General features: G+C 40.5%; 23 protein-coding genes and 1 pseudogene. 1 reads left to right on the forward strand and 23 read right to left on the reverse strand.

The window, feature by feature from the left end:
- Window positions 1-73: 73 nt before the first annotated feature.
- The 17 genes and pseudogenes from B7709_RS08280 to eno all read right to left on the reverse strand — a co-directional run bounded on the left by B7709_RS08280 (window position 74) and on the right by eno (window position 17,295).
- Entirely contained in the window at window positions 74-1,063 is a 990-nt protein-coding gene (locus tag B7709_RS08280) for a lipoate--protein ligase (RefSeq protein ID WP_084972409.1), read from the reverse strand.
- Between the two features lie 59 nt (window positions 1,064-1,122).
- Window positions 1,123-2,826, reverse strand: a complete 1,704-nt coding sequence (lpdA, locus tag B7709_RS08285) for a dihydrolipoyl dehydrogenase (RefSeq protein WP_084972410.1) — start codon at window positions 2,824-2,826, stop codon at window positions 1,123-1,125.
- 44 nt (window positions 2,827-2,870) lie between these two features.
- Window positions 2,871-3,914: a dihydrolipoamide acetyltransferase gene (locus B7709_RS08290; RefSeq protein ID WP_084972411.1), complete on the reverse strand. Its 1,044-nt coding sequence runs from the start codon at window positions 3,912-3,914 to the stop codon at window positions 2,871-2,873.
- 325 nt (window positions 3,915-4,239) lie between these two features.
- The gene (locus B7709_RS08295; protein WP_084972412.1) at window positions 4,240-5,232 is read right to left on the reverse strand and encodes an alpha-ketoacid dehydrogenase subunit beta; all 993 of its coding nucleotides are present in this window, start codon (window positions 5,230-5,232) and stop codon (window positions 4,240-4,242) included.
- A gap of 16 nt (window positions 5,233-5,248) precedes the next feature.
- On the reverse strand, window positions 5,249-6,217 hold the full coding sequence (locus B7709_RS08300) for a thiamine pyrophosphate-dependent dehydrogenase E1 component subunit alpha (protein ID WP_084972413.1): 969 nt from the start codon (window positions 6,215-6,217) through the stop codon (window positions 5,249-5,251).
- 179 nt (window positions 6,218-6,396) lie between these two features.
- On the reverse strand, window positions 6,397-7,737 hold the full coding sequence (locus tag B7709_RS08305) for an MATE family efflux transporter (protein ID WP_084972414.1): 1,341 nt from the start codon (window positions 7,735-7,737) through the stop codon (window positions 6,397-6,399).
- 41 nt (window positions 7,738-7,778) lie between these two features.
- The gene (locus tag B7709_RS08310) at window positions 7,779-9,047 is read right to left on the reverse strand and encodes a dihydroorotase (RefSeq protein ID WP_084972415.1); all 1,269 of its coding nucleotides are present in this window, start codon (window positions 9,045-9,047) and stop codon (window positions 7,779-7,781) included.
- 12 nt (window positions 9,048-9,059) lie between these two features.
- On the reverse strand, window positions 9,060-9,524 hold the full coding sequence (locus tag B7709_RS08315; protein ID WP_001135768.1) for an NUDIX hydrolase: 465 nt from the start codon (window positions 9,522-9,524) through the stop codon (window positions 9,060-9,062).
- Between the two features lie 9 nt (window positions 9,525-9,533).
- Window positions 9,534-10,187, reverse strand: coding sequence for a uracil-DNA glycosylase (locus B7709_RS08320; RefSeq protein ID WP_084972416.1), 654 nt, complete (start codon window positions 10,185-10,187; stop codon window positions 9,534-9,536).
- A gap of 61 nt (window positions 10,188-10,248) precedes the next feature.
- Window positions 10,249-10,941 (reverse strand): pyrimidine 5'-nucleotidase PynA, encoded by a 693-nt coding sequence (gene pynA, locus B7709_RS08325; RefSeq protein ID WP_084972417.1) that lies wholly within the window; start codon window positions 10,939-10,941, stop codon window positions 10,249-10,251.
- A 33-nt stretch (window positions 10,942-10,974) separates the two neighbouring features.
- Window positions 10,975-11,586, reverse strand: coding sequence for a hypothetical protein (locus tag B7709_RS08330; RefSeq protein WP_084972418.1), 612 nt, complete (start codon window positions 11,584-11,586; stop codon window positions 10,975-10,977).
- Window positions 11,587-11,673: 87 nt separating this feature from the next.
- Window positions 11,674-12,177: a hypothetical protein gene (locus B7709_RS10270; protein ID WP_084972419.1), complete on the reverse strand. Its 504-nt coding sequence runs from the start codon at window positions 12,175-12,177 to the stop codon at window positions 11,674-11,676.
- A 286-nt stretch (window positions 12,178-12,463) separates the two neighbouring features.
- Window positions 12,464-13,003 (reverse strand): ClbS/DfsB family four-helix bundle protein, encoded by a 540-nt coding sequence (locus B7709_RS08340; protein WP_084972420.1) that lies wholly within the window; start codon window positions 13,001-13,003, stop codon window positions 12,464-12,466.
- A gap of 127 nt (window positions 13,004-13,130) precedes the next feature.
- Window positions 13,131-14,044: pseudogene (locus B7709_RS08345) on the reverse strand (cysteine peptidase family C39 domain-containing protein).
- Window positions 14,045-14,281: 237 nt separating this feature from the next.
- Entirely contained in the window at window positions 14,282-15,118 is an 837-nt protein-coding gene (locus tag B7709_RS08350; protein ID WP_084972421.1) for an AraC family transcriptional regulator, read from the reverse strand.
- A 203-nt stretch (window positions 15,119-15,321) separates the two neighbouring features.
- Entirely contained in the window at window positions 15,322-15,816 is a 495-nt protein-coding gene (locus tag B7709_RS08355) for a YkgJ family cysteine cluster protein (RefSeq protein ID WP_084972422.1), read from the reverse strand.
- Between the two features lie 174 nt (window positions 15,817-15,990).
- Window positions 15,991-17,295, reverse strand: a complete 1,305-nt coding sequence (gene eno / locus B7709_RS08360) for a surface-displayed alpha-enolase (protein ID WP_084946090.1) — start codon at window positions 17,293-17,295, stop codon at window positions 15,991-15,993.
- A gap of 163 nt (window positions 17,296-17,458) precedes the next feature.
- On the opposite strand from eno, the gene B7709_RS08365 reads away from it, so the two are divergent.
- A complete protein-coding gene (locus B7709_RS08365; protein WP_084972423.1) occupies window positions 17,459-17,905 on the forward strand; it encodes a DUF1694 domain-containing protein in 447 nt (148 codons plus the stop codon).
- Here B7709_RS08365 and B7709_RS08370 read toward each other — a convergent pair.
- The 6 genes from B7709_RS08370 to glgB all read right to left on the reverse strand — a co-directional run bounded on the left by B7709_RS08370 (window position 17,902) and on the right by glgB (window position 25,352).
- On the reverse strand, window positions 17,902-19,017 hold the full coding sequence (locus tag B7709_RS08370) for a glycerate kinase (protein ID WP_084972424.1): 1,116 nt from the start codon (window positions 19,015-19,017) through the stop codon (window positions 17,902-17,904). The genes B7709_RS08365 and B7709_RS08370 overlap by 4 nt on opposite strands.
- A 9-nt stretch (window positions 19,018-19,026) precedes the next feature.
- Window positions 19,027-19,671, reverse strand: a complete 645-nt coding sequence (serB, locus tag B7709_RS08375; RefSeq protein WP_084972425.1) for a phosphoserine phosphatase SerB — start codon at window positions 19,669-19,671, stop codon at window positions 19,027-19,029.
- Between the two features lie 61 nt (window positions 19,672-19,732).
- Window positions 19,733-21,166 carry a glycogen synthase GlgA gene (gene glgA, locus B7709_RS08380; protein ID WP_084972426.1) on the reverse strand — a complete coding sequence of 478 codons (1,434 nt, stop codon included), beginning with the start codon at window positions 21,164-21,166 and terminating at the stop codon, window positions 19,733-19,735.
- A complete protein-coding gene (gene glgD / locus B7709_RS08385) occupies window positions 21,163-22,302 on the reverse strand; it encodes a glucose-1-phosphate adenylyltransferase subunit GlgD (RefSeq protein ID WP_084972427.1) in 1,140 nt (379 codons plus the stop codon). The genes glgA and glgD overlap by 4 nt, the downstream gene beginning before the upstream one ends.
- Window positions 22,292-23,434 (reverse strand): glucose-1-phosphate adenylyltransferase, encoded by a 1,143-nt coding sequence (locus B7709_RS08390; protein WP_084972428.1) that lies wholly within the window; start codon window positions 23,432-23,434, stop codon window positions 22,292-22,294. The genes glgD and B7709_RS08390 overlap by 11 nt, the downstream gene beginning before the upstream one ends.
- The gene (gene glgB, locus B7709_RS08395; protein WP_084972429.1) at window positions 23,424-25,352 is read right to left on the reverse strand and encodes a 1,4-alpha-glucan branching protein GlgB; all 1,929 of its coding nucleotides are present in this window, start codon (window positions 25,350-25,352) and stop codon (window positions 23,424-23,426) included. Before glgB ends, B7709_RS08390 begins: the two co-directional genes overlap by 11 nt.
- Window positions 25,353-25,610 lie beyond the last annotated feature (258 nt).

Consider the following 25,610-nt stretch of genomic DNA (forward strand, 5'->3'; position numbering starts at 1 on the left):
ATACATAATTATAATTACGTGTACTACGCCACAAAAAAAGAAGTTGTATATTTTAGCAACTTCTTTTTTCTTTTTATCCTACTACTGCTTCAGCGATTTCTTCTCGGCTGATACCCGCGAAGTAGCGTGTAATATCAATAGTTTCTAGTGCCTTAAGGACATCTTTTCGTTCGTATTTCACTCCACGAAGGACATCTTCTACAGCTGCAACGTCTTCGATACCAAAGAAGTCACCATAAATCTTGATATCTTGGATTTTTGATTCGAGAACATTGGCAAAGACTTCCACTTTACCACTAGTAAATTTTGTTCCACGACGAATATTAAATTCAGGTGATTTGCCGTAGTTCCAGTCCCAAGTTCCAAACTTGGTATCCTTGATGCGATTGATTTCAGCCAATTCTTCCTCAGAAAAAACGTATTCTGTCATCTCTGGGTACTCTTTTTTCATATATTCCAATAGCAAATCACGGAATTCTTCAACTGTGATTTTTTCTGGTAATTCATTGATAATATTGGTTACACGGGCACGGACGGATTTCACACCTTTTGACTCAAATTTATCTTTTGAAACTTTCAGAGCATTGGCAAGGACTGACAAATCAACATCGAAGAGCAAGCAACCATGGTGCATGATACGTCCATTGATATAGGCTTGGGCATTTCCACAGAATTTCTTACCGTCAATTTCTAAGTCATTACGTCCTGTAAATTCAGCTTTAACACCAAGTTGAGCCAAGGTATTGATAACTGGAGTTGAGAAGCTCTTAAAGTCAAAAGCCTTGTTTTCATCTTCTTTTGAGATGATTGTGTAGTTGAGGTTGTTTAGATCGTGGTAAACAGCTCCACCACCGCTGATACGGCGGACTACCTCAATGCCATGTTCTCGAACATAATCACGGTTGATTTCTTCGATAGTGTTTTGGTGACGCCCAACAATGATAGATGGTTTGTTAATCCAAAGTAGGAAAATTTGATCCTCATCCAAAAGGTGTTTAAAGGCATATTCTTCCAATGCTATATTAAAGGCGGTGTCGTTCGAATGATTGATAATATATTTCATGATATCCCTTTATACGATAGAGACTGGAAAATACCTTTCCAGTCTATTCTATCTTCGATTTATTTTTTCTTAGGTGAATGGATGGCCATTCCTAGAACATCTGCAAATGCTTCGTACATCACTTCAGAGTAGGTTGGGTGTCCGTGGATAGTCTTCAGCATTTCTTCAACAGTGATTTCCATTTCGATAATGCTTGACGCTTCGTTGATCAATTCTGCAGCTGCAGGACCAATGATGTGAACACCAAGGATTTCTCCGTACTTCTTATCAGCGATAACTTTAACAAAACCTTGAGCTGCATCTGAGGCGATGGCACGACCGTTAGCCGCGAAGTTGAATTTACCGATAGCAACATCGTATTTCTCACGAGCTTGCTCTTCTGTTAAACCTACTGCTGCTACTTCAGGAAGAGTGTAAATGGCCGCAGGAGTCAAGTTGAGTTTCGCTACGACATGGTTTCCTTTAAGCGCATTCTCAGCGGCAACTTCACCCATACGGAAGGCTGCGTGAGCCAACATCTTGGTACCATTGATGTCACCTGGAGCATATATACCCGGAACAGAAGTTTCCATGTATTCGTTGACCTTGATGCGACCACGATCCAATTCAAACTCAACATCGCCAATTCCTTCAAGATCTGGTACACGACCGATTGAAAGAAGAGCTTTATTTGCAATGATATCGTCTTTTCCTTCAACCTTGATACGAAGTTGACCATTTTCTTCGATGATTTCTTGCAATTTTGTACCTGTTAAGATGGTCATTCCTTTACGCTCAAGGATCAAGCGAAGGTTCTTAGAAACTTCAGCATCCATAGCTGGAACGATACGGTCCATCATTTCGATAACAGTTACTTTTGAACCAAAGGTCATGAAGGCCTGACCGAGTTCGATACCGACAACTCCACCACCGATGATAACAAGGCTTTCTGGAACTTCGTTCATTTCAAGAATGTCATCACTGGTCATCACGAGTGAAGATTCCATACCAGGAACGTTGATCTTGCTGACTTTTGAACCACCAGCAAGGATGATTTTCTTGGTTTCAAGCAATTCTGAACCATTAACCAAGACATTCTTATCTTTAGTAATAGTACCAACACCCTTATGAACAGTAACTCCATAGCTACGAAGAAGACCTGCAACTCCACCTACCAAAGTATTGACAACCTTATACTTGGTTTCAAGGAGTTTGTCCATATCTACAGTGAAGTTTGGATTTTCAATGACAATACCACGGTTTGCTGCATGACCGATGTTTTCGATGATTTCAGCGTTGTGAAGGTAGGTCTTGGTTGGGATACATCCACGGTTCAAGCAGGTTCCACCGAGTTCAGATTTTTCAACAAGGGCAACCTTACCACCAAGTTGAGCAGCTTTAATCGCCGCCACATAACCAGCAGGACCTCCACCAATCACAACGATATCAAAGGCATCATCGCTCTTACCATCGTCGTTTGAGGCACTAGCTGCAGGTGCAGGTTTTGATTCTGGCGCAGCTGCTCCAGCTGTTGGGATGTTTTCCCCTTCTTCTCCAAGGTAACCAATAACTTCAGTTACTGGAACAGTTTCACCATCTCCTTTAAGGATGGCAATCAAGTATCCATCTTCTTCGGCTTCCAATTCCATGCTGACTTTGTCAGTCATGATTTCCAAAAGGATTTCTCCTTCTTTTACAAATTCACCGACTTTTTTATTCCATTGGACGATTTGTCCTTCTGTCATATCCACGCCGGCTTTTGGCATAATTACTTCTAAGGCCATGTCTTACTTCCTTTATCTATATCTCTAAAATAACAATAGTTGACTTAAACCAACATTGAGATCGGATTCTCAATCAAGGCTTTCAAGTCTTTCATAAACTTAGCACCAGCCATACCATCTACGACACGGTGGTCAATGGTTAATCCTAGACTCATGATTGGTCGGATAACAATCTCACCATTGACAACAACTGGTTTCTCGATTGTCGAACTGACACCCAGAATAGCTGAGTTGGGTTGGTTGATAATCGGACCAAAGGACTGAACACCAAACATTCCCAAGTTACTGATAGTAAATGTTGAATTTTGAAGTTCACTAGGAGCCAATTTACCATCCAAGGTACGACCAATAACGTCTTTAAATGCAACTACCAACTCTGACAGACTTAGTTTTTCAGCATTGTAAACAACAGGTGTCATCAATCCATTATCCATTCCAACTGCCATTGCAAGGTTGACATAATTATGAGTAATAATAGTCTTGCCGTCTTCAGTCAATGAAGCGTTAATGTAAGGGTGTTTCATCAATGTTCTCACAACAGCTAGAGAAAGCAAGTCTGTAACCGTGACTTTCTTACCAGTTGCTTCCATGATTGGATCAAGAACTTTCTTACGAAGAGCCAACATTTCTGACATATCGACATCGTAGTTGAGCGTGAAGGTTGGCGCAGTTAGGTAGGATTCGACCATACGTTGGGCGATAACCTTACGCATTGGTGTCATTGGAATACGCTCAATCTCGCCATAAGAAGTGATATTGTCTGGAACTTCTTCCACTTTTTCGATTTGAGCAGGAGACTTGATGGTGTCGTTTTCGATATTTTCAGGAAGGAAGGCCAAAACGTCCTTCTTCATGATCTTACCACGATGACCAGTTCCTTGGATTTCCTGCCAAGCAATATTATGTTCAAGGGCAATTCGTTTTGCAAGTGGCGAAATGCGAACCACGTTTGTGTCTTTATAAGTTTCCACGTCTTCTTTGTGGACACGACCGTTTGCACCTGAGCCAGAAACGTCGTAGAGGTTGATACCTAGATCATCCGCTAACTTTCTAGCCGCAGGAGTCGCTCTTAGCTTATCATCAGCCATGACCTCTCCAATTCTATTTATGATGCAAAGGGCGTTTAAAAGCGACCGAAAAATAGGAAATCTACGCAGACTTCGATGAAGTCAGGGAGATTTATCTTTTTTCCGAGCTTTTAGCCCGTGCTCTAATTCAAGATATTAAGGACGAAGAGGGCAATGAAAAAATAGGAGATTGACGATGTGTTCGATGAACACAAGGAAATCTATCTTTTTTTCGCAGACCTCCGTCCGAATTCAATTACAACTCTACAAGTAACTTGGACATGGAACGTGTCTCAAGTTACTAAAGTTAAAACTACATTATTTACATAATTTATCTTATGTAGTTCTATTCTTTGTTATAAGTTTTACGGATGGCATCTTTGATGCTTTCAACTGTTGGAATCATTGCATTTTCTAGGTTTTGTGCGTAAGGCATCGGTACATCTTCTCCGGCACAACGGCGGATTGGTGCATCTAGATAGTCAAATGCTTCTGATTCTGAAATGATAGCTGAAATTTCACCGATATAGCCACTTGTTTTGTGGGCATCGTTGACCAGAACAACCTTACCTGTCTTCTTAACTGAGTTAATGATGATATCCTTATCCAGCGGTACAAGGGTACGTGGGTCAACAATTTCAACCGAAATTCCTTCTTCCGCCAATTCATCAGCAGCTTGAACTACACGGCGAAGCATTTTTCCATAAGTAACAACTGTTACATCTGTACCTTCACGTTTGATTTCCCCAACCCCAAGTGGGATTGTATAGTCTGGATCAACTGGCACTTCCCCTTTTTGGTTAAATTCTGACTTGTACTCGAGAATGATGACTGGGTTGTTATCACGGATAGAAGACTTGAGAAGTCCTTTCATATCCGCAGGTGTTCCTGGAGCTACAACCTTAAGTCCAGGAATGTGAGTAAACCAAGACTCTAGAGACTGAGAGTGCTGGGCGGCAGATCCAACTCCATTACCAGCTGCACAACGGACAGTCATTGGAACTTGACCTTTACCACCAAACATATAACGTGTTTTAGCGGCTTGGTTCACGATATTGTCCATGGCAATAACCGAGAAGTCCATGAAGGTCATATCGACGATTGGACGAAGTCCTGTCATGGCTGCTCCTGCTGCTGCTCCAGAGATGGCAGCTTCAGAAATCGGACAGTCACGGACACGTTCTGGACCAAATTCTTCAAGCATTCCAACAGAAGTTCCGAAGTCTCCTCCGAAGACACCGACGTCTTCTCCCATTAAGAACACATTTTCATCGCGACGCATTTCCTCAGACATAGCAAGGATAATGGTGTCACGGAAGGACATTGTTTTTGTTTCCATTTTTATCTCTTTCTCCTTAGTCTGCGTAAATATCTTCAAATGCTGATTCAAGTGGCGGAAATGGACTTTCCTCTGCAAACTTAACAGAAGCTTCTACTTCTTCCTTAACTTGTGCTTGGATTTCTTCCAATTCTTCAGCACTTGCAATATTATTTTCAATGAGGTACTTGCGAAGATTTTCAATTGGGTCTTTTTGTTTCCACAATTCCACTTCTTCGCGAGTACGATATTTACCTGGGTCAGATGATGAGTGACCAAGCCAGCGATAAGTTACACTTTCAATCAAGACTGGACCTTTTCCACCACGAACATGGTCTACAGCTTTCTTAAATCCTTCATAAACGTCGATAACATTGTTTCCATCTTCGATAAACATTCCAGGGATTCCATAAGCTGCGCTACGTTGATGGATATGTTCCACGTTAGTCATTTTCTTGATATCCGCAGAGATACCGTAACCGTTGTTAATGCAATAGAAAATGACCGGAAGTTTCCAGATAGAAGCCATGTTCACTGCTTCGTGGAAGACACCTTCGTTGGTCGCGCCATCTCCAAAGAAGCAAACAACGATTTTTCCAGTGTTCTGCATTTGCTGACTAAGGGCTGCACCTACAGCAATCCCCATACCACCACCTACGATACCATTGGCACCGAGGTTACCAGCATCAAGGTCAGCAATATGCATAGAACCACCTTTTCCTTTACAAGTACCAGTGTACTTACCAAGGATTTCAGCCATCATTCCGTTAAGGTCAATTCCTTTGGCAATAGCCTGTCCATGACCACGGTGGTTGGAGGTAATCAAATCATCTGGGTTGAGAGCCAGCATAGCTCCGACGTTAGCAGCTTCCTCACCAACAGAAAAGTGAGTCATGCCGGGAACTTTTCCCTTTTTCACTAACTGAGCAATTTTTAAGTCCATGCGACGGATTTCTTCCATCTTACGGAACATCTCTAGCAAAAGATTTTTATCTAAAGTTGACATAATCTTGCCTTTCTAACATTGTTCTTTCCTTACCATTTTACCTCTTTTTAAAAATACTGTCAAAGTTTATGGCCTATAAAAATTCACAAAATAGAAAAAAGAAATCCCCGAGGAAACAGGGATTTCCTTTAATTAGAATATTTTTTCACAAAGTATTTTTTCAATTAATTTTCCAAAAATTAGTTGATTTTTTTCATAATTGTTTGCAAACGCCATTGATACAAACAACCAGAAACAACCAAGCTAGCAATCAATCCAATCCAGTAAGCAAATGCCCCTAAGTCAGTTGCTTGATCTAGTAGATATCCTAAAGGTATAGCTACTCCCCAATACCCGATTAAGCCAAGATAGAAAGGAACGATAGTATCCTTATAGCCTCTTAGAATCCCCTGGAGTGGAGCTGCAAAGGTATCAGCTAACTGGAAAAAGAGACTATAGGTTAGAAATATAGCAGTTGTTTCGATAAACTGAGAGTCATTTCCATATAGACTAGCTACACGATCTCTAAAAATGTAGAGAAAAGATAGGGTAAGACCTGCAAAAACGAGGGCTGTTACTCTCCCCAAACGAGCATAGATTTTTGCATCCTCAAAACGTTTAGCCCCCACCTCGTAAGACACAACAATCGCCATAGCAGAGGAAATACTCATAGGAAAAGCATACATGAGACTCGAAAAATTCATAGCTGACTGGTGGCTTGCGATAATGAGCGATGAAAACTTAGCCATGATTAGCCCCACCACGGAGAAAATAGCCACTTCAGCAAATACGGTTCCCCCGATTGGTAGACCTAACTGAACACCTTCCTTGATTTTATCTATATTGAGTGGAATAGGTTTTTCAAGATGTAACGCTTTTAATCTTTCCTGTTTGAACAAAACAAGAAGGGAAATTCCCAACAAAACCCAATAAGCTAACGAAGTTCCTAGCTCCGCTCCTGCACCACCAAGCTCAGGAAAACCGAAAGCTCCATAAATCAAAAGATAGTTAAAACCACTATTGAGCGGAAGTAACAAAAGCATGAGGTACATAGATAGCTTAGTCAAGCCTAGAGAATCAAGTAGCGATCGGATAACGCTAAAGAGCAACAAGGGAATAATTCCGATAGACAAATACCAAAGATAACGAACTGAGACTACCGCCACTCGGGCTTCTAGTCCGATATGGTTTAAGACAGGCGGAGCTAAGAACACTACCATGCTAAGCAAGACCAAAGACAGTCCGAAAGCTAAGTAGATGAATTGGTAAAAGTCAGATGCCACTTCGTTCTTTTTCCCCCGTCCTAGGTGATGACCGATGATGGGCACCATGGCCGAAACAATCCCTGTTAAAAAGGTGAAGAAAGGATTCCATAAACTCGTTGCAGTTGAAACACCAGCCAAGTCCATGGTATTGTACTGTCCCGTCATGGTTGTATCAACAAAAGAGGCAGAATAATTGGCAAACTGATAAATTAGGATAGGAAAAAATATCTTAAGAAATAAGATAAACTTATCTTTAAATTGATGGGTTGGATACATGAACGCTCTCTATTCTTTTCAATTTAAGAGCAGAGTCCCATCTAGTTTTGGTAGACGATTTGTCCCTTACAGATAGTATATTTGACCTGCCCTTTTAAGGTTTCACCGATAAATGGAGAATTTGATGATTTTGAAGCGAAGTCTGGACCAACAGTACGATCAACCTTATCATCAAAGATAGTGATATCAGCTGGACCATTCTCAGCCAAGTAACCTGCTTCAAAGTTATACAATTTAGCAGGATTAACAGTCATTTTTTCTAGCAATTCCATCAAGCTTAGCTCACCAGCTTCCACCAAATAAGTCAAACCAAGAGAAAGAGAGGTTTCTAAGCCAGTCATACCAGATGGCGCTTTGGTGATATCTTCTACATTTTTCTCATCTGCATGGTGAGGCGCGTGGTCCGTTGCGATAACTGTGATAACTCCCGACTTGAGACCTTCGATAACGGCACGACGGTCTGACTCCAAACGAAGTGGAGGATTCATTTTGGCATTGCTTCCTTGAGTTAAAAGAAGAGCTTCTGTCTTAGAGAAATGCTGTGGCGCTACTTCTGCTGTGACTTGCGCTCCCAAACCTTGAGCGAATTCCACTACCTTGACACTTTCTTCCTTAGACAAATGCTGGATGTGAACGTGGGCCTTGGTTGCATAGGCAATCATAACATCACGCGCAATCATAGCGTATTCTGCCACTCCTGTCGCTCCACAGATATGGAAATGTTCTTTAGCAATGTTTTCGTTAAATCCAAGAATCCCGTTCAAACCTGGATCTTCCTCATGAAGACTAATAAAAGTATTAAGTTTTTTAGCTTCTTCCATGGCTTCCTTGACCACTTTACTGCTCTCAAGCGGAATACCGTCATCAGAAAAACCAACCGCACCTGCTTCTAAAAGCGCCTTAAAGTCTGTCAAGTCTTGGCCATTAAAGTTCTTGGTAATAGTCGCAACTGTCTTGACATTGATTTTTTCCTTGGCAGCTGACTGGAGAACTTCTTGAAGAGTCTCTACATCCGAAATGGTTGGACTAGTATTAGCCATCATGACAACCGTTGTAAAACCACCTGCAGCAGCCGCTAGTGCCCCAGTATGAATGTCTTCTTTATGAGTTTGACCAGGTTCACGGAAATGAACATGGATATCGACTAGTCCAGGCGCAACAACAAGGCCCGTAGCATCAATTAGCTCTGCTCCTTCTTCCTTGATTTCGGCAGCTATTTTGACAATTTTCCCATCTTGCACTAAAACATCACACACTTGATCCAAAGCAGACTTGGGATCCATTACACGACCATTTTTGATTAGTAGCATCTGCTTTCTCCTTTATTCATAGAAATCAACTTGGGTATCCAATAATTTATCCCCATCATAAACAAATTTGGCTGAAAAGAAGGGTTTGTCCTCTAAAAGCCACTCAACAAAGGTGTGGTCACCTTCCCAAGTTGGCTTGCTCAAAACCTCGTCATAGGGAACCCATTCCAGCGTCCCCTCATTGCAGTCAATCAAGTCACCCTCGAACTCTGTCACCTTAAAAACATAGGTGTACCAGTCTAAATCTGGCGTGAATTCTGGAAAAGTGATAACGCCTTTTAGAACCGGCTTGGCTTTGAGGCCTGTTTCTTCTAGGATTTCACGCGCAGCGCATTCCTGAGGAGTCTCCCCTCGCTCCAGCTTACCACCCACACCAATCCATTTGCCTTCGTGGACATCATTGGGCTTCTTATTGCGATGCAGCATGAGCAGTTCTTTTCCGTTATCAATGTAGCAAATCGTCGCTAACTGAGGCATATTCTCTCCTTATCTAAGCCAATCGATTGGCACTTGTCCTGTCTCTTTTAAGAATGCATTGGCCTTGGAAAAAGGCTTGGAACCCCAAAATCCTCTGAAAACAGATAAAGGACTAGGATGGGCTGATTCGATAATCAAGTGGTGTGGATTGGTAACCAAGGCCTTCTTCTTGCGTGCATAAGCGCCCCAGAGTACAAAGACTACAGGTCTGTCTAGATTATTGACAACCCGAATCACAGCATCTGTAAAAGGCTCCCATATCTGTCCAGCATGACCATTGGCCTGGCCAGCAGGAACGGTCAAGCAAGCATTAAGAAGTAAGACTCCTTGCTCAGCCCAAGACGTTAAATCATGGGATTTCTTAACCCCGATATCATCTGACAATTCTTTCAAGATATTTTGCAAGGACGGTGGCGCTGGAATAGCATCGGGTACAGAAAAACTCAAGCCCTGCGCTTGACCTGGTCCGTGATAGGGGTCTTGCCCTAGAATCACCACCTTAACCTCTTCAAGCGGTGTTGTCAATAAAGCCTGAAAAACCTTTTCCTTGGGTGGATAAACAGTTCCCTGTGCATATGCCTGCTCTATAAATTGATTGATTTTCCCGAAATAACCTTCAAGTAATTGCTCCTTAATCAAAGCATGCCAAGACGAGTGTTCCATAGCTGACTCCTTCGTTTTTACTGCCTCTATTATAGCAAAAAGTGGCTATCTAAACCACTTTTTACAGTTTATCTAAACAATCCAGCAAGTCTTGGTAAGAATGGACTTCATAAGTTGGCTGGGCTTGTGTGTGATTATCAAGGCGATGAGGGTTGTACCAGATAGTGTCAATTCCAGCATTATTACCACCTTGAATATCAGCCGTTAAGGAATCTCCGATTATCAACGCCTTTTCTTTGCTAAATCCAGTAATTTGCTGACCGATTTTTTCATAGAATAGTGCATCAGGTTTTTGTGTTTGCAACTGCTCGGAGATAAAAACTTGGTTGAAATAGGGAGACAGACCAGATTGAGCCAAACGTCCCGTTTGAATGGCAGTAATGCCATTTGTCGCAGCATACAAGTCATAATCACGCTCGATGAGGCTGTCCAATAGTTCATGAGCGCCCGAAAGAGTTTGTCCCTGCTGAGCGAGATAAAACTGGTAACGCTGGGCAAGTATAACACCGTCCTTCTCCAGTCCAAAATGAGCAAATAAACGAGAAAAGCGCGTGTTAACCAGTTCTTGTTTACTGATTTTCTTTTGCTCCAAGTCTTTCCAGAGAGCCTTGTTCATAGGAATGTAGTAGTCTTTATAGGCTTGAATATCTGCCACCCCTTCTTCTTTTAGAAGTTGCGTCAGAGCCACATCCTCAGCAGCATCAAAATCAAGCAAGGTGTGGTCAAGGTCGAAGAGTAGAAATTTGTAGGGCAATTTGATTTTTCCTTTCTAAGTGAGAACAAGTTACTAGTATTTATTAGGGAAATATTCTTTTCCCAACTGCCATAAATACTGATCAATCTCTTTAAGATTAAATTCTTCTAATCCGTAGTATTCTCTAAAAGCAATAATTATATTTTTAAATTTTTGATAATCTTTTAGGTCTGAATTCTTAAATTTAGAAAATTTATCTGTTTTTCTAAAATATTTCAATACCTTTTCTACATAGCTATCATAAATAGGGTATTCTTTAGGATTGTGATGCGAACAGTATTTAGAAGAAAAAGAATAGAACTTTCTAGTTACTCCATTGATAGTAACATTTTGAATTTCATTGACTAAAGTTACATCACCTTGTCTCAACCTCTCGTCAATTTTAAGACTCAGTATATGTTCTGCAACTGGATAAACTGAGAAAATATTTGTACTATAAAAATCATTCAACGTAGCAACCTTTAATAAGATGTCAGAAATTTCTTCGTTACTTGGTAACAGCTCAAAAAATAATTTATCTAAAGCATCTTCTTGCAACTTATAATTTTTAAGATTTTTCCACGTTTTCAAGTATTTTTCTACTTCACTGGCTGACGGTTTAGAAATAACAATATCTGATTTCTGTTTTCTAGAGTTTATTTGCATACTCATCTCACTTTAAGTAGTTGTTTTAAAAATTTGATAGCTTAATTATAGCATATTGTAAAATGAATTACTAAACTCTTCATTCCCCTACTCCAACTCCTTGGCTATTCTGCTCTTTTCAAGTTTTCCCTTAGTAATTCGTTTCCATAAAACAAGTGGGTTCAAACTATAAGATAGGCGTAGGAGGAAATAATTTACCCATTCGATAAGGGCAAAAAGCTGTATCAGTGTGGCTAAGATAGCCACTTGGACACTCTGTGTGTTCCAGACTATAAAAGGAAAGCCTGAAATAAGTAAAATAAGATCTAGTATTCTGAAACCACCATATAGTTTGTGGACACTACTGCTTCCGAACTGGGGATTCGACAGTCTTCTAATCAAAATTGCCCAATAGATTGAACCTTGAAGCAAAATAAATGTCAGTAAAGACAAAGGATAGAGAATGGTTACTAGACTATTCTCATCACCAAGCCGATTTTTCAAAAGGAAAAAACAAAACCAAAAGGATAGGACGGCTGTGAACTCTCCCAAACAGAGGGACACCAACTCTTTTCTAACTTTCTCTTTTTGTATGTTCATCATCTCACCCATCTATCTATCAACCTATATCAGAAAAAAGCCATTCGAGGCATTTTCTAGTCAAGATTTCTCAGAATCAAGACATTCTAAGCATCGAACAGCTCTATTACTTTAATATCATTGTAATTCTAAACTTAGAATTACATTAAAATAAATGTTTTAGGTCTATTCTAAGTCTATGATAACCTTAAATTTTAATTTTTGAAGGATTCTAAAGTTAGAATAGCTCTAAAATAACAAGAACCAAGCTATTCGAAGCTTAGAAGAACCTTTTGTAAACTTCATACGACCTTAACTACTAGGACTTACAATTTTTCTGATGAGCTTTGAGCTTTTTAATAGCCCAGTCATAGTGACTGGAAGTGGCACTCACAAAGTAGGAACCTAGACTTGTTCCTCCCGTCCACTTATAGACACCTTTTGTGAACAATTCGTCATTGCTGAAGCCTTCCATCAACTCTAAAACCTCTTCATGCGATTGATTGAGGAGTTTGGTTGCTTCTTCTAAGGACGTTCTCTGGTGCTTCTTCCAAAAAGCGACATTCATTTCCCCATAAGTTTTCCAATTATAAGGTTCAGGGAGAAAAGGTCTTTCATGACCCTTTTGATTGGAATGTACCCAGGTCAAAAGTAACTGATGCCATTCATAGAGATGGATCAGAACATCCCGTAGATTTTTATCTCTTTTCCAGTGAGCTTCTTTTTTCTTTTGGTCTTTTGAAAAATCAAAAGAAGTCTGTAGCTCCTCTTCACTTAACTGAGAAATTAGGAGATTAAGTTTTTCGTAGTTTTCCTTAGAGGCTAACACTAATTCCTCTTTCGTTCTCGGTCTAGGCATAGGCGTTCTCCCTTCATTTTCAAGTAGAATAAGATATTTCCTCACTTCATTATACCATAATCAAAAAGCAGTTCTTCATTTTACGAAAAGCTGCTTTTACTAACTAGTTTTTTTATGCTTATAGTCACTAGTTTACATATAAATCTCTAAAGCGACCATCTACTTCTGCTATCTGATAGAGCAAGTGGGCTAGTTCTTGATAATCTTCTTTTAAACACGAAAGGTGGGCTTGGCCAAATAATGTAGCCAATTCCTCTTTTAATCTTGCCCCTTCTGGATCATGATCTTTTAAAAATTTACTGAGATAGAGATTTCGAACAGCTGCAAGTTTAAAGCTGAAATACTGATGCAATTGTTTTTGCTCGGTATTTAAGCCGTTTTCAACAACTGCTTTTGCATAGCATTCCAAAACACCGTTTTGGCCATTCAGATATCGGTTCTTCATAATCCTTGATGTTTCCTGATAGATTTCAGTCTGACTAGGACTCTTGACCTTCTTAAAATTTCCCCACATGGAGTAAGATCCACGCTTATAGTCAATAGCCTCTGCCTTCCAAGCTTCTAAGATGTCATTAAAAGCAACCTTCATACAGGCAAAACCAGCTGGATCATGCAAATAGAGATACTGATCATCAATGTCATACACGGTTACGAAGTGATCCACGCCATAAAGGATTGTGTGATTGGGGTTGTAAGTCAGAAGTCCCATATCAAGAGGTCCCAGTACGACAGGTCCATTGGACAGAAATGTTTCCAACTTTCCTTTAACCTCTTCCAAATCTACTTCCGATCCATCCTTTAAATAGAAGTCTTCATAGTCAAACCCTAGTATTTTTAAGGAATGAGAGATGGAAAGATCTGGTATTCCATTATCAAAGAATACTAGAGGGTCTGCTCATCTTCCTTTACGATACTAGCGCCATTTCCCATCGCCATGATTGCCTCTAAAAAATCTGCTTTAAAATCATAACCATAGGCATCCAGTGCCATTGCCAATGAATAGCTATAGCAAAGCGACACATCACCAAAATACATCTGCATATTCCTGCCTCCTTATCTTCTATGGAACTATTATACCGAGAAAACTATTCGTATGCCCCATAAAATCCAAACAAAAAATATGGTATGTTTGATTTATAGACATGAATTTCTTTATACTTAAATTTAAATTGAATTGTAATCCTTTTTTCATAAGTTATTTTCAAATAAAGAAAAACTCTGTAAAAGGTATCTTCTACAGAGTTCGATTTGCATCTTTATAAATTGTCAGAAAATGATCTAGTTCTTAATCACCGGTATCCAGAGTTCCATTTGATAGTCTGGTGACGACATATCACCTTCGGAATAAACTTCAAAGTCTGGTGCACCTGAGTGGCGATAGCCAGTTTCTGGGAAAAAGACCTCCAAGACATATTTCCAAGCATTGTGAATGCTAGCTGGTATAGGGCCTTTGACTGGGACGATAGCATATTCAGCTGCTGGGATTTCCTTGATAGAAAGGCCTAGGGCTTCTGCTTTCGCTTTATCCGTCACATCATAAGCCGCCATGTAGTTGATGATTTCGCCTTCTTTGACATCCGAGCAGAGGCCAAAGGATTGGCCACTGCCTAGACTCTCTAGCCTTTCAAAGCTGTGATTGGCATAGAGCTGCTCCCATGCAGACGGACACTGGCTATTGTCAATAGCTTCCAATAGGACGCCTGCCACGGAAAATGCAGGTTTCTTTTGAATCTTGATATCCATGTTCTTTCCTCCTGTGATTTTTAAGGATAATTGAAGTTTAGGAAAAACCCGATAAGGTTTTCCATTTCGAACTTCTGAGGGAGTTGCCCCATGGAATTTCTTGAAGGCTGAGCTGAAGGCATCCGCAGACTCATAACCGTATTTCATCGCTATGTCAATGACTTTCTCAGAGCTTTCCCGCAAATCCATCACAGCCTCTGACAGCCTGCGATTGCGCAAGTATTCTGCTAATGTCATATCTGCCAGGATAGAAAATAGCCTGCTAAAGAGAGGGTAAGAATAGCCCGATAGTTGCTGAAATCTTTTCATATCCACTTCTCCAGTCAGCTGCTGCTCCAAATAATCCATGGTTCGATTGAATTGATGCATCATATTCTTTTTTTCTTACCTCCATAAGATACAAAGGACGTTAAAAGCAAAGTGAAAATTGGAAAATTTACGGAGGGGCTCCTGCTCCGAGAAAATTTCATCTTTTTCACGCAGCTTTTAGGCCGTGTTCAATTCTAACTATATTCTAACAAATACAAGATACTTCCACCCTAGAATCTTTGTACAAGATTTAAAGGTTCAAATCCTTATAACTTATCTTTTAATTTCTCAACAAAGAGATAGGCTGCTGGACAGGTCAAGGTATTCTTAATCGTCAGATGATTAATTTGATAAATCTTCTTGCGATCTGTATGGGGGAATTCACGACAGGCCTTGGGACGAACGTCGTAGATTGAGCAGAGCTTATCTCCCCCTAGAAAGGGGCAGGGCATGGATTTGAAAACCTTGTCCCCATCTTCATCCACCTGCAGAAATTCCGCTTCAAAAGCTGGTAATTTCATCTTAAAGTACTTAGCAATACGGGTAATATCGGCTTCCTTAAAGTCAGGCCCCAATGTCTTGCAACAATTCGCGCAGGCGGTACAATCAATCTCAGCAAAAACTTCTTGGTGAATCTGCTGGGCAATCTTATCTAAGTTTTTAGGAGGTTTTTTCTTTAGATTAGCTAACACTTTGCGGTGCTCCTTCTGCTTTTGCAGTGCTAGTTGGTGGTAATACTCAATATCAATCTCTTTAGACATAATTTCTTTCTAATACAAGTGTTTTTGTCTATTATACCATAAACTATTTTCTATTTTTTGCCTTTATATACAAAAAGCCCTTCGGATAAAATCCGAGGGGCTTAAAACGTTGTTAAATCAACGGCCGAACTTTTGAATTTCAAGGTTCGGGATAAAATAGTTCACTGAACTATTTTATTTTTTCAAGTTGTAGAATGATTTCAATCCACGATATTCAGCTACTTCACCAAGTTGGTCTTCGATACGAAGCAATTGGTTGTATTTAGCGATACGGTCTGTACGTGAAAGTGAACCTGTCTTGATTTGTCCTGCGTTAGTTGCAACTGCGATGTCAGCGATTGTTGAATCTTCAGTTTCACCTGAACGGTGTGATACAACTGCAGTATAACCAGCTTCTTTCGCCATTTCGATAGCGTCGAATGTTTCAGTAAGAGTACCGATTTGGTTAACTTTGATAAGGATTGAGTTAGCAGCGCCTTCTGCAATACCTTTTTCAAGGTAAGAAGTGTTTGTTACGAAGAAGTCGTCACCAACCAATTGTACTTTACCACCAAGACGTTCAGTAAGAGCTTTCCAACCGTCCCAGTCGTTTTCATCCATACCATCTTCGATAATGATGATTGGGTATTTGTTTACCAATTCTTCAAGGTAGTCGATTTGTTCTGCAGCAGTACGTACAGCAGCGCCTTCACCTTCAAATTTAGTGTAGTCGTAAACTTTACGTTCTTCATCATAGAATTCTGATGATGCACAGTCAAATCCGATAAAGACATCTTTACCTGGAACATATCCAGCAGCTTCGATAGCAGCAAGGATAGTTTCAACACCGTCTTCAGTTCCTTCGAAACGAGGAGCGAATCCACCTTCGTCACCTACGGCTGTTTCCAAACCACGTGATTTAAGGATTTTCTTAAGAGCGTGGAAGATTTCAGCACCCCAACGAAGAGCTTCTTTGAATGTTGGTGCACCAGCAGGTACGATCATAAATTCTTGGAAAGCGATTGGAGCGTCAGAGTGAGAACCACCGTTGATGATGTTCATCATTGGAGTTGGAAGAACTTTAGTGTTGAATCCACCAAGGTAGCTGTAAAGTGGGATTTCAAGGTAGTCAGCAGCAGCACGAGCTACAGCGATAGACACACCAAGAATTGCGTTTGCACCCAATTTACCTTTGTTAGGAGTACCGTCAAGTGCGATCATAGCACGGTCGATAGCTTGTTGGTCACGTACATCGTAGCCGATGATAGCTTCAGCGATGATGTTGTTTACGTTGTCAACAGCTTTTTGTGTACCAAGACCACCGTAACGAGATTTGTCACCGTCGCGAAGTTCAACTGCTTCGTGTTCACCAGTAGAAGCTCCTGATGGAACCATACCACGTCCGAAAGCACCTGATTCAGTATAAACTTCTACTTCAAGTGTTGGGTTACCGCGTGAGTCTAAGACTTCGCGAGCGTAAACATCAGTAATAATTGACATTTTTTACTCTCCTTTGAGTTAAATTTTTTACACCTCTATGATACCTTAAAAATAAGCGTTTTTCAAGAAAAAACGTTATCTTTGTGCAAATTTTCCTTAACTTTATAAAGTAATCGCTTTCTTTTTGTCTGTTTTCTCGTGATTTTTGTGATATACTATTTTTATGACAGATTTATCAAAACAACTACTAGAAAAAGCTCATGGTGGGCCGAAATTAAACCCTGACGAACAACGTCGCTACCTCGGCACTTTCGAGGAAAGAGTTCTTGGCTACGCGGATATCAGTACTGCCAATAGTCTTGAATTAGAACATGGATTTTTCTCTATTTTAGAGAATTTTCAAGAAAAGGTAGAGGCACTTTTTGTGAAGATCTCACCAAATATCGAGTTTGACAAACAAGTCTTTTACTTAAAACAAGCAAAGGAAAGCAACTGCCAGGCGACTATGGTTTCAGACGATCATATCACTTCTCCTTTTGGTCTTGTCATTCACACGAATGAACCTGTTCAAGTAGAAGAAAAGGACCTTAGACTTGCATTCTCAAATCTCTGGGAGGAGAAAAAGACAGAAACTCCTAAAAAATCAATCTGGAAAAAATGGTTAGGTTAATCCTTTCTCATATTTAATAAATGACCGATATTAGTAGCCGTGTGTTCCAAATAGAAACTTGCATTTTTCAAACTATTCTCTAAAGGTTCATTTTTCTCTAAAATTGAAAAGGTTGCTTGTATATTTTCGAATGGTAGGGGAGGTAAATCCTCGGAAAGACTACCGCAAATAGCAATAACAGGAACTCCGACGGGGGTTCTTTTTGCTACGCCTATAGGCGCTTTCCCAGCAAAGCTTTGACTGTCCAGTCTACCTTCACCAACGATAACCAAGTCAGCATCTGCAACTTTCTTATCAAAATCAATCAAATCCAAGCAAGTATCAATTCCAGATACGATACAGGCCTCAGCAAAGGCGCAGAGCCCAGCAGCAATACCACCTCCAGCTCCTGCTCCTTTAAGAGATAGGGTGGAAGGTGAAGATTTTTCATAGAACTCCTGTATAGCCAGATCTACCATCTCAAATAAAGCAGGATCCAAGCCCTTTTGTTTTCCAAATGTATAGGTTGCCCCTCGATGACCACATAGAGGGCTCTCAACATCTGCTAAAATGCGAATTTGAACATCTTCGGGAATCCTATATAGGTCATCTTTGGAAACTGATTCAAACTCAAGCAAAGTCTGACCGCAAGCTGGCAATTCTTTTCCATTCTTATCATAAAAACGATAGCCTAAACCAGCAGCAATGCCTATACCACCGTCATTACTAGCCGTACCACCAACGCCGACATAGATATCTTTCATCTCTTGATCAATGAGATGGCGAATCAGCTCTCCAATTCCTCTGGTTTGGATGTGGAGAGGGTTTCGTTTCTCACGCGGAATCTTTCCAAGACCAACCAAGTCAGCAACTTCAAAGAGTGCCCTTTGATCTTTCTGAAAGTAGCGCATTTCTTCTTTAAGACCAAAAGGTCCCGTCACTTCTTGCCATTTTTCTTCGAGATCAAGAGAATGTAGAATCGCTTCCACAGTTCCTTCGCCTCCATCACCAACTGGGCATAGAGAACAAACTACACTAGGAATCGCTTTCTCGAAACCTCTTTTTATAGCTTTAGCGACCTGGTCTGCAGGCAAACTTTCTTTAAAAGAATCAGGTGCAATAACAATTTTCATATTTCCCTCTCATTCTAAGAAATCAATCAGAGGAAGAACTTCTAAAAGATCCCTCTTATTCACATGACAAGCTATCTCAGCTTTTACGACCTCTTTGGCACAAAAGGCTATACTGTGACCTGCTGACTTTAACATCAAGAGATCATTAGCCCCATCTCCGATGGCAATTGTTCTTTCTTTGGGAAGTCCTAACTCCGTTCTCCATTTCTCAAGAGTAGATTCTTTTACTTGACCTGTCACAATTTCACCAACTAACCGTCCTGTTAAAAAGCCGTCTTTTACTTCTAACTGGTTGACAGAGAAATAGAAAATATCTAGGGATTTTGCTAATCTCTCAACGATCGGACTAAATCCACCAGACACTAGACCAACTAGAATGCCTTTCTTTTGGAGAATGGAGATAAATTCCTGAGCATTTTGGGAAAGATGGATGGATTTGAAGACAGTATCAAAGACCGAAATTGGAAGACCTTTTAACAAAGCGACTCTTTCTCGTAAGCTCGTTTCAAAGTCCAGTTCTCCCCGCATTGCTTGATTGGTAATCTCTGAAATTTCCTCTTTGCAGCCTGCTTCTCTTCCCAAAAGATCAATCACTTCTTCAGCTATTAAGGTTCCATCAACATCCATGACACAAAGGCCTTTTACTTGAGTCATCACTTCTCCTCTTTTCTAAACAGCCCAAAAATCGTATGAAAGAATCATACGATTTTATCTATTAATTGACTAGACTATGGTACAAGTCAAGGTAAGACTGGCAAGCTGTATCCCATGAAAAATCACATTCCATAGCTTGTTTTTGTAGATTTCTCCAAACATCTGGCTGATGCTTATAAACATCCAAGGCTGTTTGGAAACTCCAGTTAAGCCAATAAGGTGTTAAATTGTCAAAGCTAAAACCAGTACCAGTTCCTTCGATCGGATTGAAGGATTGAACTGTATCTCTTAGTCCACCCACTTCATGAACCAATGGTAGAGTTCCGTATCGCATCGCCATCATTTGAGATAAGCCACATGGTTCAAAACGACTTGGCATGAGGAAGAGGTCACAAGCTGCGTAGATTTCTTGAGCAAGTTTAACGTCAAAAGTGATATTTGCTGATAGCTTGTCAGGATAGATTTGAGCAAACCATGAGAAAGAATGTTCAAAAGCTGGGTCACCTGTTCCCAAAAGAACGATTTGAACGTCCTCTTGTAAGAAACGATGCAAGCTTTCTACAACGACATCAAAACCTTTTTGGCGGGTCAATCGAGAGACAATCCCAACTAGTGGAACATCTGCTCGTACTGGTAGACCAACTCTCTCTTGCAATCTTGCCTTATTCTGCGCTTTTCCAGACAAATCTTCCTTATCAAAATGATAGTCTAAAAGCGGGTCTGTTTGAGGATTATAAAGATCTGCGTCAATACCATTAACAATACCTGAAACTTTTCCTGACTCCATGCGAAGAATCTGATCCAAACCGCAACCAAACTGACTGGTCATAATCTCATGCGCATAGCTAGGCGACACGGTTGAGACACGATCCGCGTACAGAATACCTGCTTTCATCCAGTTGAGACAATCATTCCAGCGAAGTGTGCCATCAGCGTAGCGTTCAAAGCCGACACCGAACAAATCCCACAACATTCCTTCAAAAAATTGACCTTGAAATTCCAAATTGTGAATGGTTAAAACGGTTCTAATCCCTTGATAGGCCTGGATCCAATGGTACTTCTCCTTCAACAAGAAAGGAATCATTGCTGTATGGTAATCATGGACATGGAGAAGGTCAGGGATAAAGTCGATCCGTTCCATGGCTTCTAGAGCAGCCAGTTGGAAAAAGGCAAAGCGTTCACCATCGTCAAAATCTCCGTACACATGACCACGGAAGAAATAATACTGATTATCAATGAAGTAGAATGTTACCCCGTTTAAGACCGCTTTCTTAATACCACAGTACTGTCTACGCCATCCCACACTAACTTCAAAGTGGAGAACATCTTCTATCTGGTCCCCAAACTTAGTCTCTACCATATCATAGTAGGGTAGGAAAACAGCAACTTCGTGCCCTGCCTTTACCAGTGATTTGGGAAGAGCGCCAATAACGTCTCCCAAACCACCTGTTTTTGAAAAAGGTGCACCCTCTGCTGCTACGAATAAAATTTTCATGAATGAATATCCTCTGTTACTTTTTCGCCTTTTTTGACTACAACTGGGTGTTCTACAGTACCGCGAATAACGACACCGTCAGCAACTTCAACCCCTTTGTCCAAGATTGCATACTCAACTTGGGCACCTTGGCCAATCACAACACGTGGGAATAAAATGCTGTTCTTCACCACACTATCTTTGTGAACATGAATATTACGTGATAGGACTGACTGTACGACTTCACCCTTAATGATACTACCAGAGGCAAACTGAGAAGTACTTACTTTTGAAGTATTCGCATAGTAGGTTGGTTCTTCATTCTTAACTTTTGTGTAAATCTTTTGATTTGGTGAGAAGAGAGAGTAGAATTTTTTAGACTCAAGCATGTCGATATTTGCTTGATAATAGGACTGAACAGAATGAATGTTTGCTAAGTAGCCTGTGTATTCGTAAGCAAAAGCTCCTTCTTTTGCAGCTAAATCGCGAAGGACATAGCGCAACTTTTCAGGATATTCTTTCTGAGCCTCTTCTTCAAGTCGTTCAATCAACCAAGGAGTGTCCACAACAAAGATATCTGTAGACATGTTGAAGAGTTCATCCGTAGATTTGTTATCAAAGAGTTTATGCGAACGAACATGGTCTGTTTCATCAATTTCCAAGATAGCATTCACATCTGAAATATCTTTCTTCGGAAGTTTCTTATATACAACTGTAATCGGACCATTCGTTGTATTGTGTAGGTGGAAGACTTGATTCAAGTCAATATTCACCAGTACATCGCAGTTAATCGAAACGGTTTGGTTTGAACCTGAACGTCTCAAGTAGGTAAGAAGTTGTTGGTAATATTCTTTTCCAACTGTGCTACTTTCAACACGAGTATTGTAAATTCCTAGATAGTAGTGACTTAGAAGGGTAGACAAGCCCCACTCACGACCTGAACGGATATGGTCAAAAACTGAGCTGATATTATCTTGTTGGAAAATACCAAAGATACTACGAACACCTGCATTTGCAAGACTGGAAAGGGGGAAGTCAATCAAACGGTATTTCCCACCGAAAGGCAAGCTAGCTACCGGACGGTGTTCTGTTAACGTTGACATATCATGAAAACCAACTGTGTTTCCCAAAATGGCTGAATATTTATCAATCTTCATCTGTTGCTACCCCCACTACTTCATTGTATCCTACTACTTGTACTTCGTCAGTTCCGTCAATCTCTACACCATCTGCAATAATCGCACCTTCACCAATAATAGCACGAGTGATTTTTGCGCCGTGACCAACAATAGCACCACTCATGATGACAGAATCAAGGACTTCTGCCCCTCCACGAACTTGAGCTCCAGTTGAAAGAATAGAGTGTTTGACAGTTCCATCCACAAAACATCCATCTACTACTAGAGAATCCTCGACATGAGCGTTGGCACCAATGTAGTTTGGTGGCGAAATCAAGTTGCGTGAGTAAATCTTCCACTGACGATTGCGGCTATCCAAGGCATTTTCTGGGGAAATGTACTCCATATTAGCTTCCCAGAGTGATTCGATGGTACCAACGTCTTTCCAGTAACCATTAAATTCATAGGCATAGACACTCTCACCAGACTCAAGGTAGTTAGGAATAACATTCTTACCGAAGTCAGACATATCCACATTGCTCTTTTCAGCAGCAACAAGCATATTGCGGAGACGTTTCCAGTCAAAGATATAAATTCCCATAGAAGCCTTGGTAGACTTAGGTTGTGCAGGTTTTTCTTCAAATTCAACGATACGGTTATTGGCATCTGTATTCATGATACCAAAACGACTAGCTTCTTTGAGAGGCACATCTAGAACAGCTACTGTCAAACTGGCATTATTATCCTTATGAGACTGAAGCATATCGTCATAGTCCATCTTGTAGATATGGTCACCTGAAAGGATTAGAACATACTCCGGATTGACACTGTCGATGTAGTCGATATTTTGATAAATGGCGTGACTCGTTCCTTCAAACCAACGGTTTCCCTCGCTTGCAGAGTAGGGTTGAAGGATAGAAACACCTGTGTTAATCCCATCCAGACCCCAGCTAGAACCATTTCCAATATGGTTGTTTAAGGCAAGAGGTTGATACTGCGTAATAACACCGACGTTGTGAATCCCAGAGTTAGCACAGTTTGAAAGCGCAAAGTCAATGATACGGTAGCGCCCACCGAATTGCACTGCTGGTTTGGCAATGCTTTGAGTGAGTTTTCCGAGACGTGTTCCTTGCCCACCGGCAAGGATCAAAGCTAGCATTTCATTCTTCATTTTCTACTCCTTTTTGGGTTTTATTTGTGACAGTTTTAGTTGATTTCAAGCGACGTTTAATCTTCCAGATACTTGCTCCCATAGCTGGCAAGGTAAAAGTCAAGGTCTGCTCATAATCCTTCCATAATCCTTCTTGAGTTTGAACCGTTTGGTTGTATTCTTTCCAGACACCACCCCATTGTTCCAATTCTGTATTCCAAACTTCTTCGTAAATACCTGCAACAGGTAAACCAATCGTAAAGTCCTTACGTTCAACTGGTGCCATATTAAAGACACAGACTAGCATTTCACCCTTTTTACTCTTACGAATAAAGGAAAGGACACTCTGATCTCTATTATCCGCATCGATAATTTCGATGCCGTCGTAGCTGGTGTCAATTTCCCAAAGGCAACGATGCTCTTTATAGAATTGATTGAGTTGAGAAGTGAAGTACTTCATCTTAGCATTCATTGGATCTTCCAAGTTAGACCATTCTAGCTGTTCCTCAGACTTCCACTCTAAGAACTGACCATATTCGCTTCCCATGAACAAGAGTTTCTTACCTGGATGACAAATTTGATAAGTGTAGAGATTTCGCAAACCTGCAAATTGATTGTATCGATCTCCCCACATCTTGTGCATCATACTCTTCTTGCCATGAACCACTTCATCATGTGAGAAAGGTAAGAGATAGTTTTCATTGAAAACATACATAAAACTGAAAGTCACAAGATTAAAGTCATACTTGCGATAAATTGGGTCTTCCTCGTAGAAACGGAGAATATCGTTCATCCAACCCATATTCCATTTATAGTCGAATCCAAGGCCACCCATTTCTTTCATACCAGTTATCTTTGTTGCTGAAGAACTTTCTTCTGCAATCATCATGATATCTGGATGAGCTAACTTGATCACAGTGTTCAACCGTTGAAGGAAGTAATAGCCCTCGTAGTTAAGATTCCCCCCATCTTTATTTGGAGTCCATGGAGCATTATCGTAGTCTAAATAGAGCATATTGCTAACTGCGTCAACTCGAATACCATCTAAATGATAAAAATCAATCCAGAATTTAATGCTAGAAATCAAGAAAGACTGGACCTCATTTTTCCCGAGGTCAAAATTCAGAGCCCCCCAACCATAGTTATGAGCCTTATTATGGTCTTGGTATTCAAAAGTTGGTGTCCCGTCATAATACGCCAAGGCATCATCATTAATAGTGAAGTGACCAGGAACCCAGTCTACAATGACACCGATGTTATTTAAATGGCATTCTTCAACGAAATCTTGGAATTCCTCTGGTCGCCCATAAGAATGCTCCATGGCAAAGTAACCCATAAGTTGGTAGCCCCAACTCAATCCAAGCGGGTGAGCCATTAAAGGCATAAACTCGATGTGAGTGTAGTTCATCTCAACAAGATAAGGAATCAACTCCTCCTTAAGTTGTGCAAAACTGTATGGACTGCCATCTGGATTTCTCTTCCAAGATCCAGCGTGGGCTTCATAAATATTGACTGGTCTCTCAAAAAATCCCAGACGCTTGCGACGCGCTAGCCAAAGCCCGTCTTTCCATTTCTTGTCTGGTATGTCAGTCAGGATAGCTCCCGTCTCTGGACGAGCCTCAAAACGGACTGCCAATGGGTCAATCTTCATAATCTGATGACCATTTGCACGCGTGATATGATATTTATAAATCTGACCTTCCTGAGCTTGGCTCGTAAAGACTTCCCAAACACCCGACTCATTCCGTACCATAGGAATTTGGTGCTCTGTCCAGTTAGTGAAATCACCAACTAAGTGCACAGCCTGAGCGTTAGGCGCCCAAACACGGAAAGTAAAACCAATTTCTCCGTCTTTTTCCTCTTTATGTGCTCCTAGATAGTGCTGAAGATGAAAATTTTCTCCAGTAGTAAAGGTTCTCAATGCTTCTTGATTATTCATCCAATCCCCTTTCTCAATGTAAGCGTTTTCTATATGTCTATTATACTATCTTTTAAAAGAACTTTCAAGCAGTTTACGGAATTTCTTAAAAAATATCCTGAAAATTTTGGAAAAATTATCTTAACCTTGTATGAAGCTTTCATTTATTTTACAAAATAGAACAATTTACATATATTTTTTTATTATGATAACAAAACATTCGGTATTTTTCAATTTCCAACTGATTTTTTGGTGAAAATAAAATCAGGAAAAACTTTT

Origin of the sequence: Streptococcus oralis subsp. dentisani (genome assembly GCF_002096335.1) — a bacterium.
Taxonomy (GTDB): Bacteria; Bacillota; Bacilli; order Lactobacillales; family Streptococcaceae; genus Streptococcus; species Streptococcus oralis_Z.